Source organism: Sulfitobacter sp. L-8 (assembly GCF_056859255.1).
In genome coordinates this window covers 117,026-134,239 of record NZ_JBSXOD010000046.1, presented here as the reverse complement: position 1 = coordinate 134,239, position 17,214 = coordinate 117,026, and the positions used below count along the sequence as shown (strand labels likewise).

General features: G+C 55.4%; 16 protein-coding genes and 1 pseudogene. 9 read left to right on the top strand and 8 right to left on the bottom strand.

The genetic code is table 11. From position 1 onward, the window contains the following. Positions 1-217: 217 nt before the first annotated feature. Positions 218-1,402 (top strand): cytochrome P450, encoded by a 1,185-nt coding sequence (locus tag AC13DE_RS10165; RefSeq protein ID WP_483047745.1) that lies wholly within the window; start codon positions 218-220, stop codon positions 1,400-1,402. Between the two features lie 631 nt (positions 1,403-2,033). Next, positions 2,034-2,354: an ArsC/Spx/MgsR family protein gene (locus tag AC13DE_RS10160; protein WP_483047744.1), complete on the top strand. Its 321-nt coding sequence runs from the start codon at positions 2,034-2,036 to the stop codon at positions 2,352-2,354. Here AC13DE_RS10160 and AC13DE_RS10155 read toward each other — a convergent pair. From AC13DE_RS10155 to thrS, 5 genes are all read right to left on the bottom strand, one after another. Then, the gene (locus tag AC13DE_RS10155; protein ID WP_483047743.1) at positions 2,349-2,909 is read right to left on the bottom strand and encodes a DoxX family protein; all 561 of its coding nucleotides are present in this window, start codon (positions 2,907-2,909) and stop codon (positions 2,349-2,351) included. The genes AC13DE_RS10160 and AC13DE_RS10155 overlap by 6 nt on opposite strands. A gap of 1 nt (position 2,910) precedes the next feature. Beyond that, complete coding sequence (locus AC13DE_RS10150) at positions 2,911-3,660, bottom strand: HvfC/BufC family peptide modification chaperone (protein ID WP_483047742.1); 750 nt, start codon at positions 3,658-3,660, stop codon at positions 2,911-2,913. After that, positions 3,657-4,505, bottom strand: coding sequence for an MNIO family bufferin maturase (gene bufB, locus AC13DE_RS10145; RefSeq protein WP_446295081.1), 849 nt, complete (start codon positions 4,503-4,505; stop codon positions 3,657-3,659). Before bufB ends, AC13DE_RS10150 begins: the two co-directional genes overlap by 4 nt. A gap of 75 nt (positions 4,506-4,580) precedes the next feature. Continuing rightward, positions 4,581-4,883 carry a BufA1 family periplasmic bufferin-type metallophore gene (locus AC13DE_RS10140; protein WP_446295080.1) on the bottom strand — a complete coding sequence of 101 codons (303 nt, stop codon included), beginning with the start codon at positions 4,881-4,883 and terminating at the stop codon, positions 4,581-4,583. A 219-nt stretch (positions 4,884-5,102) separates the two neighbouring features. Next, positions 5,103-7,052 carry a threonine--tRNA ligase gene (gene thrS / locus AC13DE_RS10135; protein ID WP_483047741.1) on the bottom strand — a complete coding sequence of 650 codons (1,950 nt, stop codon included), beginning with the start codon at positions 7,050-7,052 and terminating at the stop codon, positions 5,103-5,105. A gap of 258 nt (positions 7,053-7,310) precedes the next feature. Here thrS and AC13DE_RS10130 point away from each other — a divergent pair, with 258 nt between their 5' ends. From AC13DE_RS10130 to AC13DE_RS10115, 4 genes and pseudogenes are all read left to right on the top strand, one after another. After that, positions 7,311-7,544 (top strand): hypothetical protein, encoded by a 234-nt coding sequence (locus AC13DE_RS10130; protein WP_446295078.1) that lies wholly within the window; start codon positions 7,311-7,313, stop codon positions 7,542-7,544. Then, entirely contained in the window at positions 7,541-8,293 is a 753-nt protein-coding gene (locus AC13DE_RS10125) for an alpha/beta hydrolase (protein ID WP_483047740.1), read from the top strand. The genes AC13DE_RS10130 and AC13DE_RS10125 overlap by 4 nt, the downstream gene beginning before the upstream one ends. 69 nt (positions 8,294-8,362) lie before the next feature. Continuing rightward, positions 8,363-8,977 (top strand): hypothetical protein, encoded by a 615-nt coding sequence (locus AC13DE_RS10120; protein WP_483047845.1) that lies wholly within the window; start codon positions 8,363-8,365, stop codon positions 8,975-8,977. A 74-nt stretch (positions 8,978-9,051) separates the two neighbouring features. Beyond that, a pseudogene (locus AC13DE_RS10115) lies at positions 9,052-9,763 on the top strand (alpha/beta fold hydrolase). Positions 9,764-9,819: 56 nt separating this feature from the next. Here the strand turns inward: AC13DE_RS10115 and phaZ are convergent. Further along, positions 9,820-11,301, bottom strand: coding sequence for a polyhydroxyalkanoate depolymerase (gene phaZ, locus AC13DE_RS10110; protein ID WP_483047739.1), 1,482 nt, complete (start codon positions 11,299-11,301; stop codon positions 9,820-9,822). A gap of 106 nt (positions 11,302-11,407) precedes the next feature. Between phaZ and AC13DE_RS10105 the strand changes: the two genes are divergently transcribed. The 3 genes from AC13DE_RS10105 to phaR all read left to right on the top strand — a co-directional run bounded on the left by AC13DE_RS10105 (position 11,408) and on the right by phaR (position 14,494). Then, on the top strand, positions 11,408-13,213 hold the full coding sequence (locus AC13DE_RS10105) for a PHA/PHB synthase family protein (RefSeq protein WP_483047738.1): 1,806 nt from the start codon (positions 11,408-11,410) through the stop codon (positions 13,211-13,213). Between the two features lie 138 nt (positions 13,214-13,351). Further along, positions 13,352-13,795: a phasin family protein gene (locus AC13DE_RS10100; RefSeq protein WP_446296135.1), complete on the top strand. Its 444-nt coding sequence runs from the start codon at positions 13,352-13,354 to the stop codon at positions 13,793-13,795. Between the two features lie 135 nt (positions 13,796-13,930). Beyond that, positions 13,931-14,494: a polyhydroxyalkanoate synthesis repressor PhaR gene (gene phaR / locus AC13DE_RS10095; protein ID WP_446296134.1), complete on the top strand. Its 564-nt coding sequence runs from the start codon at positions 13,931-13,933 to the stop codon at positions 14,492-14,494. Between the two features lie 133 nt (positions 14,495-14,627). Here the strand turns inward: phaR and AC13DE_RS10090 are convergent, their stop codons facing one another. Then, positions 14,628-15,806: a DegT/DnrJ/EryC1/StrS family aminotransferase gene (locus tag AC13DE_RS10090; RefSeq protein WP_483047737.1), complete on the bottom strand. Its 1,179-nt coding sequence runs from the start codon at positions 15,804-15,806 to the stop codon at positions 14,628-14,630. A 95-nt stretch (positions 15,807-15,901) separates the two neighbouring features. Beyond that, positions 15,902-17,206, bottom strand: coding sequence for an NAD(P)/FAD-dependent oxidoreductase (locus tag AC13DE_RS10085; RefSeq protein ID WP_483047736.1), 1,305 nt, complete (start codon positions 17,204-17,206; stop codon positions 15,902-15,904). Between the last annotated feature and the right edge of the window lie 8 nt (positions 17,207-17,214).

Here is a 17,214-nt window from a genome sequence, read left to right as displayed (position 1 = left end):
CAGCATCGGAAAACGCGGACCCGGAGCCAATCCACCACTGCATGGGGACCACCGACACACGCCTTGTCTACCTCGACGATATACTCCAGCGGCCGCAGCTCTGCGTTCCGGTCGTTCATCAGCTGCGTGATGGCGTGACCCATCGTCCACGCGGTTTTCTGCTTCCGCACTTCATAGGCAGCGTTGACACTCCGACGAAACCGGGCACATTCAAGGCATGTTCACCCTCTCATCGCCCCCGGACGGATTCATCGAGGATCCGTTTCCATTTTACGATCAGTTGCTGGATCAGACTCCGGTCTGCCCTCAACCCGATGGGTCATTCCTGATCTGCAAACACGCAGACCTGAGCGCGATCTACCGCGATACCAACATCTATGTATCTGACAAGAAAACGGCTTTTGGCCCGAAGTTCGGGCAGGGGTCAGCGTTGTATGAGCACCACACCACGTCACTGGTGTTCAATGATCCGCCGCTGCATACCCGCGTGCGACGCATCATGACTGCCGCCCTGACGCCCAAGGCGCTTGCCCGGATGGAACCGGGACTTATCGATGTAGTCGATCAATTGTTGGACACGATGCCGCGCGAACCTGACCTGATCGACGATTTCGCCGCGACCATACCGGTTCAGATTATCGGTAATCTGCTGGACGTGCCCATGGCCGAACGCGGACCCCTGCGGGACTGGTCGCTGGCCATCTTGGGTGCGCTGGAGCCGACGTTGACCCAGACCCAGCTTGAACAGGGAAACCGGGCGGTCAGCGAATTCAAAACCTATCTGCAAGACTTGATCGCGCGGCGCAAAGCGACCCCGGGCGACCCTGATACCGATGTGCTCACCCGGCTTATCTTTGGCGACAGTCACGGGGAACTGACAGAAAACGAGTTGATTCATAACTGTATTTTCATCCTGAACGCAGGGCATGAAACGACAACGAACCTGATTGGGTCGAGCCTTGCGTTGCTGCATGACCACGCCGATCAACGCTCCAAGCTTGCGCGTGATCCAAGCTTGATTACGTCATGTATCGAAGAGGTTTTGCGCTTCCGGTCACCCAATCAGTTTGGCAATCGGGAAACAACAAGGCCTGTAGCGATCGGCGGGTATGAAATTCCGGCTGGAACGAATCTGCATTTGTGTATCGGCGCGGCCAATCGCGACCCCGAGGTATTCGACAATCCGACCCATTTTGATATTACCCGGCACCCCAACCGTCATCTGGCATTCGCAGGTGGCCCGCATGTCTGCGTCGGCCTGACGCTTGCCCGTATGGAAGGGCGGATCGCGATTGATCGTTTCCTGAAAAAGTACCCGAAATTCAGTCTGTCCCCTTCGCGCACATATGGCAGGCGCATACGGTTTCATGGGCCAGCGCACCTTCCTACACGGCTGTTTTGACACCTGAAAATCGGCTTTCCGGACGAAATGACTAGACACATGCGGGTGAGCTGGGCACATTGAAAGAAGGTTATTCAGATATCGCGGGGGACAAGATGCGTTTTAAAATGGAATTATTTGGCATAATCGGGATGGTCGGGGCGGTCTTGGTGCCCGTTCAAGGTTCTGCCGAGGTGAAAGTATACCCTTATCCCAGTTCGGCAAACTATTGTCCCGCAGGGCTTCAGCCGGTCGCTATCAACGGTATCATTTCTTGTGGTACCCCAAACCAGTCTATGACCTATCAACAGGTCAAGGTGCACCCGGCACGCCACAGAGCTCACCACGAACGCCACTATCATCCGCAACACCAACCCCGGGCTGTCCGGTATTCCTGTTTCCCGGGTGACAAAGGCTGCCGCTAGTCACGACCAGGCCGGCAGAGCCGGTCAGGGCGGCCGTTCGTTCATGCGCCAACGGTCGTCCGTGTGCTGTGCCACGCGCTGAAAACCCAATAGGATGATGACAGCGCCATGATAACGCACCCCGTTTGCAATACGCCCGCATGATAACGCGCTCCCGTATTGACAAGGCAGGATGCTGCGGTGGCGTGAAGCCAAGCTAGGCAGAACGCGTAAATTTAGGATTGAGAATGCTGATCTACGGACTCAAGAATTGTGACACTTGTCGCAAGGCAATGCGAAGCCTACCGGATGCAAAGTTGGTTGACGTCCGCGCACTGGGTGTGCCCGCCGATGTGATGGGCCACGCCTTCGAGGCGTTTGGCGAAGCGCTGGTGAACAAGCGTTCGACCACGTGGCGCGCGTTGACCGACGCTCAACGCGCCGAAGATACCCTGGTGTTGTTGTCGAACCATCCGACATTGATGAAACGCCCGTTGATTGCGTTCAACGATCAGGTTTTTCTAGGTTGGAACAACGAAATAGAGGCCGAAGTTAAAGCTTTGTCATAGCGCATTTTGAAGCCGGGAGGGTCGCAGGCCTGCCAAGCGGTCGACAGCGAAAGGCCCGCCGCCCTTTATGACCAGCGTCAAAAGCACAAACACCCAGAAACTCCGCTGGTCCAATATTGTACTGTCGGGAAATCTGTCAAACCAGCCGCCCAACGCATCAACCTGTCCGTGCCCAAATACATCCGTGAATGACTGCACCATCACGAATACGATCAAACCCAGGGCTGCAATTCTGGTGAACAGCCCCAACACGATGAGTACCGGCAAGATGAATTCTGCGAGTATGCCGGCGTATACGATGATGTGCTGAAGCATGCCCAAACCCGACGGATCATAACCGGCGGCCTCGAACGCTTTGGGGAGAATTTGGACATATGCGCCCATCGAGGGCGATAATGCACCGCTAAACCCTTGGCCAATCTTGGTTAAGCCGGAATTGATGAAATACATAAAAAGGGTCGCAGCAAAAAGCAGGCGGCCACAAGTTGGAATGATCCATTCCTGATCCGCCATATTAGCTACGATATTGCCATAGATGTTCAGGGGTCTCAGCATCTCAAAAACCCTGAACTTTGCAGAACGCAGCGCTTTGGAATGCTACAATCAAGCTTTTCGAGAGATCAAATTCTGGCGTGGCGGCCAAGGCTGCATCGTATGCTTGTTCAAATGTATCACCCATGCCGAGCCTATTCAGCCAAAAGGCAGCACCCATCGGTAACAGGTAGGGTTGGGGGTCGAATTCAGGACGCGTTATCAAGACATCCTGCGCCTGCGGTGTGGGTTTTGGCGCGTCCGCGACATTGTTGAAGCGCCAGATGTCGAATATCGGCCAGTTGGATCGCAGGATGCGCGTGGAGGCCGCAAGCAACATCCTTTCCTGCATCAACACGTCCAGCGGCAGAGATTGAAGCACGGTGGGGTCAATCGGAACAGTGTCCGCCGCATGGTATGACGCGCGAAAAGCAAGGTCTAGCTTGGCGCAATCTGCCAGATACCCAAACTTGGAAAGCTCTGGCATGTCGGCCAGAAACTGAGGAAATTCAGCGCCATAATGCATCATCAAAGGAGAACGGGGCGGGTGCGCCCGTACAAACGCCGGTGCCAGGGTGTCAAAGCTTTTTCCGCCCAGAATTTTGTATACCAGCGGAAAGGCTGTCCGAAGTGCGGCGATCAGCGAATGTGTGACGTTGTTGCGGTAGACGTCATAGCGATTGCCTGCGGCCTGGCGGGTGCCGTTTTCCAGACCCTTAGGGGCGGGGTAGCCGGGATCGAGCAACCCCAAGCGGAATGTATCAAGGGATGTCATGCGGCCAGAACCTCTGCGATGCGTTTGGTTTCGGCTTGTAGCGCGGGCCAATCGGGCACGTCGTTGTCCCATTCAACCAATACTGGCTTGGGACCGGTTTTGCCCAACGTGTATTTCAAAAGCTCCCAAACTGGCTCATCCACTGGTTGACCGTGTGTGTCGATCAAGAGCGGCGCGCCGGAATCGTCGGTTTGCGTATCGTGGCCCCCGACGTGAATCTCGTGAACATGGTTAATCGGATAGGCATCAATGTAGTGGGACGCAGATATGCCAAGATTCACTGATGAAATGAACACATTGTTGACATCCAGCAAGAGACCGCAGGAAGTCTTGTGGACAACTTCGGCAATAAAGTCAGTTTCAGATAAGGTTGATTCAGCAAAAACAAGATAGCTGGATGGGTTTTCCAGCAGCATCTTTCTACCTAACGTGTCTTGAACCTGATTGATGTGATCCGCAACACGCGCCAGCGTCGCTGGTGTATAGGGAAGCGGAAGAAGGTCGTTCAGGAACTCTGAACCGTGGGTGGACCATGCAAGATGTTCCGAGAAACTGGCCGGTTTTGCCCAATCGCATAGGGCTTTCAACCGTTTAAGGTGGTCGACATCCAGCGGCATTTCTCCTCCGATGCTAAGTCCAACCCCGTGGATCGAAAGGGCGAACCTTTCAGACAGCGCGGCAAGCTGCGCGCGGGGGCGGCCGCCGTCACCCATATAGTTTTCCGCATGCACCTCAATCCATTCAACTGGATCAGGATCGTCGCAGAGCTGTTTGAAATGCTGAGGTTTATATCCTACGCCAGGCGTATTGGGGAGCCGGTCAAATTGTCTGGTACTGTCAAGCATGACATGTCTCCCCTCGAGGTTGGCGCGGTCTGACGGCGGCGCATGAAACCATTGATATCATGCGCCTCTGTAGGCTTAGCTAGGAACGTCGCGGGTCAATGCTTCCAGCGAACCGGTGCGCTTGGAACCGTCTGCCGCATTGGGCAATTCCATGGTTTCGCACGTTCCCGCATCAACCAATGTCCACGAGTTGCCTTGATAGTCATTGACCGATGTGCCGGCGCAGGTCGTACCGGGACCGGCTGCACAGTCGTTTTTACCCGCGAGCGAAACGCCATAGCATTTTTCTTTCGAGGCCGCGTTGGCGCTGGTAGCGGGTGCGGACATTGCCGCGGCGATCGCTCCGGCGACCGCAAGGGATTTCATAGTAGCTGACATATGTTCGTCCTTCTAATGGTTTGGTTTGATGGGTGATAAGACAAGTAAATCCGCGAACCTGCGACAAATCCACTCACGTAGCAGTGTGTCACAGCCGCGTCAGTATTTGGGTAGGTTTCTTGTAACAATCGGTAAATTATCACGGATCGTAACCGCATTGTTGAAATATTCAGTTATATTCCAAACAATGCGGTCGCGAAATAATTACGAATGTTTCAGTCAGCGGCGCAAATCGGGGGGGGTGGCCTCAAGCGCCAAAGCGTCCGCCACCTCGGCCAAAGGTTGGACCGAAGTCTGCTTTTCGCCCAAGCGTCTGACCGAGACAGTCTTCTCTTCCACTTCACGTGCGCCGACCGCCAGAATGACAGGCACTTTGCCGACCGAATGCTCGCGCACCTTATAGTTGATCTTTTCATTGCGCACATCGGCCTCGGCGCGCACACCTTGTGCTTGTAGCGTCGCAACAACCTCGCGGACATAGTCATCTGCGTCTGAGGTGATGGATGCAACGACGACCTGGCGCGGAGCCAGCCAGAACGGCAGCTTGCCCGCATGTTCTTCGATCAGAATCCCGATAAACCGTTCAAATGACCCCAAGGTCGCCCGATGCAGCATCACAGGACGGTGCTTCGCGCCGTCCGACCCGATATAGGACGCATCCAACCGTTCCGGCAGCACAAAATCAACCTGGTGGGTGCCACACTGCCAATCGCGGCCAATGGCATCGGTCAATACAAATTCAAGCTTTGGGCCGTAGAACGCGCCTTCGCCGGGATTCAACGTCGGTTCAATACCGGCAGCGCGGGTGGCAGACAAAAGGGCGGATTCCGCTTTGTCCCACACCTCGTCAGAGCCTGAGCGTTTTTCGGGGCGGTCTGAAAATTTGACGCTGAAGCTTTCAAAACCGAGATCTTTGTAGATCTCAGACAGGAACGCGATGAATGTGGCGGTTTCCGCTTCGATCTGGTCTTCGGTGCAGAAAATATGTCCGTCGTCCTGGGTAAATCCGCGCACCCGCATGATGCCGTGAAGAGCCCCAGAGGGTTCATACCGATTGCACGAACCGAACTCAGCCATGCGCAACGGCAAGTCCCGATAGGATTTCAAACCCTGGTTGAAAACCTGAACGTGGCAGGGGCAGTTCATCGGTTTAAGCGCGTTGACGGCTTTTTCCCGCGCATGTTCTTCATCGACTTCCACGATGAACATGTGGTCTTGGTATTTTTCCCAATGGCCCGACGCTTCCCAAAGTTTGCGATCGACAACCTGGGGCGTATTCACCTCGACATAGCCACCCTTGCGTTGTTTGCGGCGCATATAGTCTTGAAGCTGGGTATAGATCAGCCACCCGTTGGGGTGCCAGAAAACCTGTCCGGGTGCTTCTTCTTGCATGTGAAACAGGTTCATCTCGCGACCCAGCTTGCGGTGGTCGCGCTTGGCGGCTTCTTCAAGCATATTCAGGTGGGCGCGCAGTTTCTCCTTGCCGGTGAAGGCGACACCGTAGATGCGCTGCAACATGGGGCGGTTGCTGTCGCCGCGCCAGTATGCACCGGCAATGGACATCAGTTTAAACGCGTCGCCGGGAACCTGTCCGGTGTGCTGAAGATGCGGACCTCTGCACAAATCCTGCCAGTCACCGTGCCAATACATGCGCAGCGGCTCATCGCCGGGGATCGCGTCGATAAGTTCGACCTTGTAGGGTTCGTTCAGGTCTTCGTAATGTTTGATGGCGCGGGGGCGGTCCCATACTTCGGTGCGGATAGCGTCACGCTTGTTGATGATCTCTTTCATCTTCTTTTCGATCAGACCAAGATCTTCGGGGGAAAACGGTTCCTTGCGGTCAAAATCGTAATACCAACCATCCTTGATGACCGGCCCGATGGTCACTTTGGTCTCTGGCCAGATTTCCTGAACGGCGCGGGCCATGATATGCGCAAGGTCATGGCGCAGCAATTCGTTGGCCTGATCTTCGTCCGCCATGGTATGGATCGCGATGTCGGCATCGGCGTTGATTGGCCACGCCAGATCGACATGCGCACCATCCACGGTCGCACTGATCGCCTTCTTGCCAAGCGACTTCGAGATGTCGTTGGCCACGTCGCCCGCAGTTATACCTGCGTCATATTGCCGTGCGTTGCCATCGGGAAGGGTGAGAGTAATCTGAGCCATGCTGGCCTCCTCGTCGGTTTGGCGCCTACGAGACGCCCGGTTGCGGGTTTATATCCGTGGCCTATCTGGCGGTGCTGCGCAGGCTTGTCAATATCACGACGGCACCGGCGTGGCGTTTGCGACCGTTGCGGACCCATAGGCCGGGTTGCCCCGGGGCGTCTGCGGCAATTGGTCCCGCGCGGGCCCAAGGTGCCGATTGAACGCAGGCGACACAGCTTCTATGATGCAAGGATGAATTTGATCCAAGAGAGGTTCATCATGTCCAACTACAATCGCAATTTCGATCTCTCGATAAGCGATATTGACCTGATCGAGGCAGCACTGCACGTGACCAAGCGCGATCTTTCCATGGATGCCCTAAACGGCACGCAGGCGATGTTGCCTGTCGATGCGACAGAAGATTCCTTGCGTAAAATCGACGATCTGCTTGGACGCCTGCACAATCAAAAGATTTTCTATAGACCAACCAAGGGCACGTATCTGGGCGGATGACAGCGACCTCGTATCTGGACACGCCACAAGGCCGCAAACTGGCCTTTCACCGGGTTGAGGGACGCGGCCCCTGCGTTGTTTTTCTGGGTGGTTTGAAATCAGACATGCTGGGAACCAAGGCGGTTTTCTTGGAAGAATGGGCTGTTCGGACAGGCCACGCCTTTTTGCGCTTCGACTATTCTGGTCACGGAGAATCCTCGGGGGTATTCACCGACGGCTGCATCGGCGATTGGGCCGAAGATACAAGAGCCGCTGTTACGGCACTGACTGACGGCCCGATCATTCCGGTGGGGTCATCGATGGGGGGGTGGCAGGCGTTGCTGCTCTCGCGGGCTATGCCCGATGCTATTGCCGGATTGGTCACCATCGCCGCAGCCCCCGACTTTACCGAAGACGGTTATTGGGCCAGCTTCACGGATGCCCAAAAGCGGACGCTTGTCGATGAAGGGCAGGTCGAACTGCCGTCGGACTATATGGAGCCCTACGTCATAACGCGCCGCATGATTGAGGATGGCAGAAAGCAATTGGTGCTGCGCGACACGCTTTCCCTGCCGTTTCCCACGCGGTTTCTTCAAGGAACAGCCGATACTGCGGTCAGCGTTGCCACCGCTGTGCGTCTGCTTGAACATGCACAAGGACCAGACATGCAGTTGCAGCTGGTCAAGGATGCTGATCATCGGTTTTCTGATGACAGATGTCTGTCGTTGTTGTCGGATGCGCTGAACCAGGTGATCGCATTGGCGACCTAGGCAAGCCTTGAACTGCGCAAGGCGACGTGGTTCGAAACAAAGGACGTGTCCATGCGAAAACCTGCCAGCATGTGGAGCCTGGAGACCTTTGGAAGGACGCGCCTGTCGAAGCACTTTTTCATGCGTGACTTTCTTTTTTCTGAGATATCCGCCTTTCACGGCATCCCGAATATTCCCGACCGGCCAGACGTGGCCATCAAGAACGGGCGTGCCTTCTGCACGACGCTGCTTGACCCCCTTGAAGAAACGTTCGGCAGAATAGCGGTGCGATCGGGGTACCGTTCACCCTCTCTCAATCGCTTTGGGAACGTTCACAAGCTTAACTGTGCCGCGAACGATAATCCGGCCGAATGCCATATTTGGGACCGGGGCAGGGGCGCTGATGCGATCGCCGGCGCAACCATCGTCATCCCCTGGTTCGCGGATCAGTACCAACAAGGGCGCGATTGGCGCGATCTGGCCTGGTGGGTCCATGACCATCTGGCCTATTCCGAGATGTGGTTTTTCCCCAAGCTGGCGGCATTCAATCTGGTTTGGCGCCCCGGTCCGCTGCGAACGATATCCAGTTACGTCACACCAAGGGGCATGCTTTTACGTAGCGGTGCGATGCCGTCAGAGCCTCCCGACCTTCGCAAACAACGCTACGCTGATTTTCCGCCCTTGCGTGGGATCGCCTATCCGTGATGTTATCGGCCGTAATGGCCGTGTTACATCATATCCGCAGGCGAGGAACGAAATGAAAAGTCGGTGTGACGCTTATGGCTGAACCTTTGGTTCTCTTGCCCGGTCTGATGTCCGACGCACGAGTCTTTTGGCCGCAAATCGCCGCTCTGTCATCGACGCTTTCCGTTACCGTTGCCCCAGTCACCTTGGGTGAAAGGGTCGAGGAGATTGCCTCGGGGTTGTTGGATCAACTGCCTAAACGCTTTGCTTTGGCGGGTCTTGGGCTAGGCGGCATTATCGCCTTGGAGGTCATGCGCCGTGCCCCGGATCGCATCACGCGGATTGCGTTGATCGACACCAACCCGATAGCCGAAACGCCTCAGGTCGCGGCGGCGCGGGAACTGTTGATCGTCAAGGCGAAATCCGGTCGGATGGCGGATGTCATGAACCACGAAATCCAACCGGGCTTTTTGGCACCGGGGCCCAACCGCAATGCGATTATCGACATTGCGATGGATATGGCCGAAACGCTCGGCCCCGAGGTGTACGTGCGCCAGGCGCGTGCCTTGCAGCGCGGGCGTGATCAGCAACCGGTATTGCGCAAGTGCAAAGTCCCCGCTTTGGTGATGTGCGGCGATGTCGAAAAGCTGAACAGGATCAAACGTCACAGTTTCCATGGCGGAACTCATTCCCAACGCGACCCTGAGCGTCATCGCCGGTGCCGGTCTGCTTCCCACCCTGGAGCAACCTCAAGCGTCAACCGTCGCTTTGAGAAGTTGGATGAAGATACCGTCTGCGCTTCGCTGAAAATGGCAAGACCCGCCCAAACACCCGGTCAGGGGCGATTATGGGCGGGTGATAGATTAGACTGGCGTCGATTTGGTCGGCGGAGTCTTGGCTTCGGGTGCTGGCGTGGAAGGCCCCTTGGCTTCAGCAGTCTTGGGTGATGTCGCCTTGGCTGCACCGGGTACCGAAGCAGGCGCTGGACTCGCCGCCGACTTTGACGGCGCGTCTTTGGCGCTGGCAGGTGCAACCGGCGCGTCTTTGGCGCTGGCAGATGCAGCCGGCGCGGCTTTGGCGCTGGCAGGTTTTTCTACGACTGCTTTTGTCTGCGGTGCCTGGTTTGCATCGATGAACTTGAGAACCAGAGGGCGGATGTTGTCGCGCCAGCTTTTCCCCGCGAAAATGCCATAGTGACCGGCACCCTCTTCAAGATGGCTCGCCTTTTTGTCTTCCGGCAAGCCGGTGCATAGGGCCAGCGCCGCGATACACTGGCCGGGCGCGGAAATATCGTCTTTCGTCCCCTCGACAGTTTTGACGGCAACAGTGGTGATCTTGCCGATATCGATTGGCTTGCCGCCGACGCTGAACTGGTTTTTCCCGACTTCGTTATTTTTAAAGATACGTTCAACCGTGGAAAGATAAAATTCGGCGGGCATGTCCATGACAGCAAGATATTCGTCGTAGAACTTGTTGTGTTTATCGTGATCAGTCGCTTCGCCCTGCGCGACCCGCATGATTTGATCACGGAAAGCCTTGGCGTGAGTTTCCATGTTCATCGAGATGAAGGAATTAAGCTGAAGCAGACCGGGATAGACTTTGCGTCCCACGCCCTGATGCTGGAAGCCGACTTGCTGGATCATCATCTCCTTGAGCTGGCCCATGTTCACGCGGTGGCCGAAATCGGTAACTTCGGTCGCCTTGGCTTCGGGGTCGATAGGCCCGCCGATCAAGGTCAGCGACCGAGGCTGAGCCTTGGGGTCCTCTTCGGCAAGGTAGGCAGTCGCCGCCAGCGTCAGCGGTGCAGGCTGGCACACGGCAATGACATGGACGTCAGGCCCAAGATGGCGCATGTATTCGACAAGATGCAGCGTGTAATCTTCAACGTCGAACTTCCCCGCGCTGACGGGAATGTCGCGGGCGTTGTGCCAGTCGGTGATGTAAAGATCGGCATCCGGTATCAGGCTGATGACCGTGGATCTTAGCAGGGTCGCATAGTGGCCAGACATCGGTGCGACCAACAGGATTTTGCGTTTGGGGATTTCACGGCCCTGAACCACAAACCGGATGAGGTCTCCGAAAGGGCCTTCTATTACTTTTTTGATATCCACCGAATGATCGGCACCATCGTCACCAACAGTCGGAGGTATGTTCCAATCTGGTTTGACGACCATGCGCGAAAAGCTGCGCTCGGTCACTTCGCCCCATGCGGCCATCCAGTTCAAAGCCGGATTGGGGATCGCGGCAAAAGCCGGGGAGGAAGCCATAGCCAATGCCGTCGCACCAAGCCACTGATTGGTGTTTCTCATCGTTTCCATTAGGTCGTAAGATGCCATATACTTCATGAAGGGGTCTCCTGTTGGTTGGCCCTGTGCTTGGGCATTCCGCCGGTCCCCTCCCAGTCAGGTCGGCGCGATGCTGCGAGTGCAAACATAGGGAGGAACGGTTACCATGACAACAACAACAAACACGACCGAAGCCACGAATACTGCCGCATTGGCGAGGATGACGGAAAACCTGAACAAAGTTGAAGCACTAGGTGCACGATTGACGCAGATACTGATTGGTCGGGAAACCCATCAATCAAGCCTAGACGCCCCGAATCAAGAGCTGTTTACAAAAGCCGCGCAGTCTTATTGGTCCGAAGCCATGCAAAACCCCGCCAAACTGATTGAGCATCAAGTGTCCTTTTGGAGTAAATCGGTGGGACATTTCATCGAGGCGCAGCAAGCTCTAGCCAAGGGGTCGCTGAAAGCCCCCGAGGATAAAACCCCCGATGACCCCCGATTTGCCAACCCGTTATGGAGCTCGCATCCATATTTCAATTTTGTCAAACAGCAATACCTCATCAATGCCGAAGCCCTGAGCCAAGCTGTCAATGATGCCAGCGACCTGGAACCCGCCGAGAAAAGACGCCTGCAATATTTCAGTCGCCAGATTATCGACATGATGAGCCCCACGAATTTTCTGGCGACCAACCCCGATGCCTTGGAACGCGCTGTGCAGACCGAAGGCGAAAGCCTTATCAAAGGCCTGGAAAACCTGATCTCGGATCTTGAGGCCAACAACGGAGAGCTGGTCGTCCGCTTGGCCGATGAAAACGCTTTTGAGCTTGGCCGCAACATTGCAACGTCGCCGGGCAAGGTGGTGTTTCGCAACCGGATGTTCGAGCTTATCCAGTACAGCCCCAGCACCGAGACAGTGCACGCGACACCCGTGGTGATATTTCCACCCTGGATCAACAAGTTTTACATCCTGGATTTGAAAGAGCAGAACAGTCTGGTGAAGTGGATCGTCGATCAGGGCCATACCCTGTTCATGGTGTCGTGGATCAACCCCGACCGATCCTATCGCGACACCGGTATGGGGGACTACATCCAGGACGGATTCATGACCGCTATTGATGAGGTCAAGAAAATCACCGGCGAGGATCAGGTTAACGCAGTGGGCTACTGTATCGCAGGGACCACACTGGCGCTCACGCTTTCATTGATGAAGCAGCGCGGTGATACATCGGTAAAGTCTGCGACCTTTTTCACGGCGCTTACAGATTTTTCGGATCAAGGCGAATTCCAACCGTTCCTGACCGATGACTTTATTGACGGAATAGAAGCCGAAACCAAAGACAAAGGTATTCTGCCTTCGATTATCATGGCGCGGACATTCTCTTTCTTGCGGTCGAATGATCTGGTCTATGGGCCTGCGATCAAGAGCTATATGATGGGCGACACCCCCCCAGCTTTTGACCTGCTGTATTGGAACGGCGACGGCGCAAATCTGCCCGAACGCATGGCGATGGAATATCTTCGCGGGCTTTGTCAGCAGAACAAGCTGGCCGATGGAGGCTTTGATTTGTTGGGCCACCATCTGGAACTGAGCGATATCGATGTGCCGCTATGCGCGGTTGGTTGCGAAACCGATCATATTGCACCCTGGAAAGACAGTTATCGCGGCGTTCAGATGATGGGGAGTAAGGACAAGACCTTTATCATGACCCAATCAGGCCACATCGCCGGGATCGTCAATCCACCCAGCAAAGGCAAGTATGGGCATTACACCAACGCCGCCACCGGGCTTGACCACGAAGCATGGTTGCAAGGCGCGACGTTTCACAAGGGATCATGGTGGCCGAGATGGGGAGACTGGCTGGCGAATCGATCCAAAAAGCAGATCCAAGCGCGTAACCCCGGTGACAACGGCCAAGAAATTTTGGGCGACGCTCCAGGAACTTATGTGACCAGGAAGGCAAGGGGCTGATCTAATTGTGGTAAATTAGTGGACAAACTCAAATGCTGCATTGCAGAAAAAAACTTGCAATGCCGCAGTGCAGCATGTATATACGGCTCAGTCATAACGAAGCGGTAAACGCCGCTTAGCCCAGAAAGAGAGTTTACCATGACAAAGACACCAGATATCGCCGCCATGATGAAAGACGTTATGGGAGCCTTCCCAATCGATACATCCGCCATGAGCGATGCGTTCAAAACCACTGCTACACTGAACGAGAAACTGTCCGGCGTTGCGCTGACAGCCGCTGAAAAATCCGCGGAAATCTCCAACAAGTGGACAAAAGACACGCTGGCAAAGCTGTCTGACATGTCGAAGGTAAAGCAAGAGCCTGCCGACTATGCAAAAGCCATGACCGAGTTTACTTCTGCTTCTGCCGAAGTAGCCGCCGAGCACATGGCAGCTTTCGCAGAGATCGCCAAAAAGGTTCAAATGGACACAGTTGAGCTGATGATGGCGGCCGGCAAAGATATGTCGGAAGAAGCTACAGCCGCGGTCAAGAAAGCCACAGCTGACGCGACAGCAGCATCTAAAAAAGCGACAACCAAGTAAGCCGTTAATCGATAATCAATGGTTGACGAGTTTCAAAGGCAGGCTTTTTGAGCCTGCCTTTTTTTGTGGCATCTATCTTTTTCTTTTCGGCTGTCCTAAGCTGCGGTGCAGCACGCATTTTGAAAAGGATCCGCCGTGACCGACACTGTCAAGCCACTGCTCATCAAACGCTATGCCAGCCGCAGACTTTATAACACCGAAACAAGCGACTATGTAACGCTCGACGACATATCCGGCTTCATCCGTGATGGGCGCGAAGTGCAGATCGTCGATCTGAAATCCGGGGATGACCTGACCCGGCAGTATCTCTTGCAGATTATCGCAGAGCACGAAAGCCGCGGTGAATCGGTGCTTCCGGTGGACGTTTTGAACGATCTGGTGCGCAGCTATATGTCACCGGGGGCCAGCGTGGTGCCGCAATTTCTCAAGGCATCCTTTGATATGCTGCGCGATGGCCAGTCACGGGTTCTGGAAAACATGAACACGATTAACCCGATGGCAAAGATGCCGGGTTTCAAGGTCATGCAGGCTCAGCAGGAAGCATTCATGAAAGCCATGACCGGAAAGATTCCTACGGCTTGGCCCAGCGTTCCCGGGTCCGAAAAAGAGCCACCCGCCAAAGCTGGTCAGGGTGAAGATCTGGAGACCATCAAAAAACAACTGGCAGAGCTGCAAGAGAAGCTGTCAAAGCTGAAATAGCTTTTGGGGCGGCTCCGAGCCGCCCGCGTTATGACAGTTGGGGCCAGGCGGAGCGACCCAGATGCGATGTGGTGTCGGTGGGTAATGTCGGTGCCTCCGGCGGGAGTTTATCTGGCAAAATGAAACGCGAATATCACGCTGCAACTGCTTTGATGACCGAATTCAGGGCACCCAATACAACGTCGGTGACCGCCTCCAGGTCATCTGGTTGAAGCTGCACGGGGAGCCGCAGGTCGCACGCAGACATTAGCATCTTGCGGGTTTTGGGCAGATCCTGCCGAGGCTCGATAAATTCCCAATTCCAAAATGCGCGGGCATTGTCGGCGCTTAGGCCAAACACCTGAACCTTGACACCTGCGGCAGCGCAGGCGTCAGCAAAAGCCGTAATCGATTTGTCATCGAGATTGACAAGGTTGAACTGAATGGAATCCGGCGCCCGGGTTTCAGGTGCCAAGGCCGGGGGTACCACGATGTATGGGCAAGTCTCGAGACGGGCCGCGACGAGATCATGGTTGCGCAAGCCGTCTGCGATGCGGCGGGGCAGCTCGGGCAGTTGTGAGCGTGCCAGCGCCGCCGAAAGGTTATTCATCCGCAGATTGTAAAGAGGCAGCTTGTTTTGCCACTTCGTGCACGCCTGGGAAACGCCGGGATGTTTCTTCCAATTGTGTTCGTAGGCTCCGGACATGATGATCGCGCGGGCAACGAGGTTCTCGTCGTCAGTGATCAATATGCCGCCTTCGCCTGCATTGATCATCTTATAGGACTGGAACGAGAAGCAGCCGATCTGGCCAATGGTCCCGATCTTTCTGTCATGCCACAGGGTACCCAACGAATGAGCGGCGTCTTCGATCACCGGAATGCTGGCGGCATTGCACAGGGTCATGATAGCATCCATGTCCGACGTGTGACCGCGCATATGGCTGATGATAACTGCGTCCACCGAAGGAAGCTTTGCTGAGAAATCAGCCAGATCGATCCGGTAATCGTCGCCGACTTCACAGAGTATGGGGATGCAATTGGCATGCACGACGGCCGATGGTACCGCCGCAAATGTAAACCCTGGGATCATCACCTTGGCGTCGCGCGGTAAATCAAGTGCCAGCAGCGACAGGAAAAGTGCTGCCGAACATGACGAGACCGCAAGCGCATAGGTGCTGCCCATCATCCGCGCAAATTCTGCCTCCAGCAATGAAACAGGTGCGTCCTTAGAAGCGGTGTATCGAAACAGATCACCGCTTTGTAAAAGCCGTTCGATTTCGATACGCGCGCTGTCCGGAATAGGTTCGGCTCTTTGCAGGTCTGGCAGGGACATATTTCAAAATCCTGAATAGTAGTTTCCGGAAATGTAAAACAAGCGCGCATCCACACCAAGCATTTTCGACGTTCAGCGATGTGAATATATTGTGACTAAATACCTAGTCTGTCGCGGAGGCTATACCACGTCATCGCCAGCGCCAGTAAAGGAGGGCGCAATGAGGTGCCACCCGGAAAAGGCAGAGCAGGAATGACGCTCATCGTATTAAAGCCATCTGAATCGCCCTGGATCGCACGCGCCATCAATTGGCCCGCATGTACCGCCGTACCTACTCCGTGACCTGAATACCCCGACGCAGACAAGATATTTGGGGCCACGCGTGATACATAAGGCATGCGTTTCATGGTAATCGCCAAGGTTCCACCCCACGCATAGTCAATGGCGACATCTTTAAGGGACGGAAATATCTCAGTCATTGGTCGTCTTACCTTCGCGGCGATATCTGTGGGGAAGCGATAGCCATAGCTCTCCCCTCCGCCAAAAAGCAACCTGCCGTCATGGCTAAGACGAAAGTAATTGACGACGAACCGGCTATCCGCCACCGCGACGTCGCGGCGCAATACGTCGTCAACCCTGCCGCCAAGCGGTTCGGTGGCCACAATGAAATTATTGATCGGCATGACACGAGCTGCAACCTGACGGTTCAGATTACCAAGATACCCGTTACACGCCAGCACGACATGATCAGCGGCTACACGCCCGGCTTCCGTCTGTACGGTGACCCTGGCACCTTCATGGATGGCTCGAACCGCACTTTGTTCAAAGATACGTGCACCTGCGGCTTTTGCTGCCTGCGTAAGCCCAAGCGCCAGGTTCAGCGGATGCAGATGGGCGGCATCCATATCCAGAATTCCCCCGCTGTAGTCCGGCGATGGGCAGATCTCGTGCAAACCTTCGCGACTAAGGGTTTCCATCCGGTCATAGCCATAACGATCATTCAAGAACCCGGCATAGCGGTGAAGGTGTTGCACGTCAGCGTTGCGGGATGCGGCCCAGGCAACCCCGGGTTTCAAATAACATTCGATATCATGCTGAACAATCAGCTCTTTGACCAATGCCTTGGCGTCCTCACCAAGCTCCCACAACCGGCGGGCCGTATCGATCCCTAGCATCTTCTCAAGTGCTTGTTGATCAACGCGCTGACCGCTACCCAACTGGCCGCCGTTCCGCCCCGAAGCGCCGAAACCTACCCGCTGTGCCTCCAGCAACACAACGCGCCGGCCAGCCTGGGCCAGATGCAGCGCCGCAGAAAGTCCGGTGTATCCGGCACCCACCACACACACATCGGCGGTGATACGCTCCTGCAGCGGCGCAAAGCCGACGCTTGGCACACGGGTCGCCGCGTACCAGCTCTTGGGGTAGGTGCCTTTTTCGTCATTAGCGTATAGGAGATTCATCGATGCAG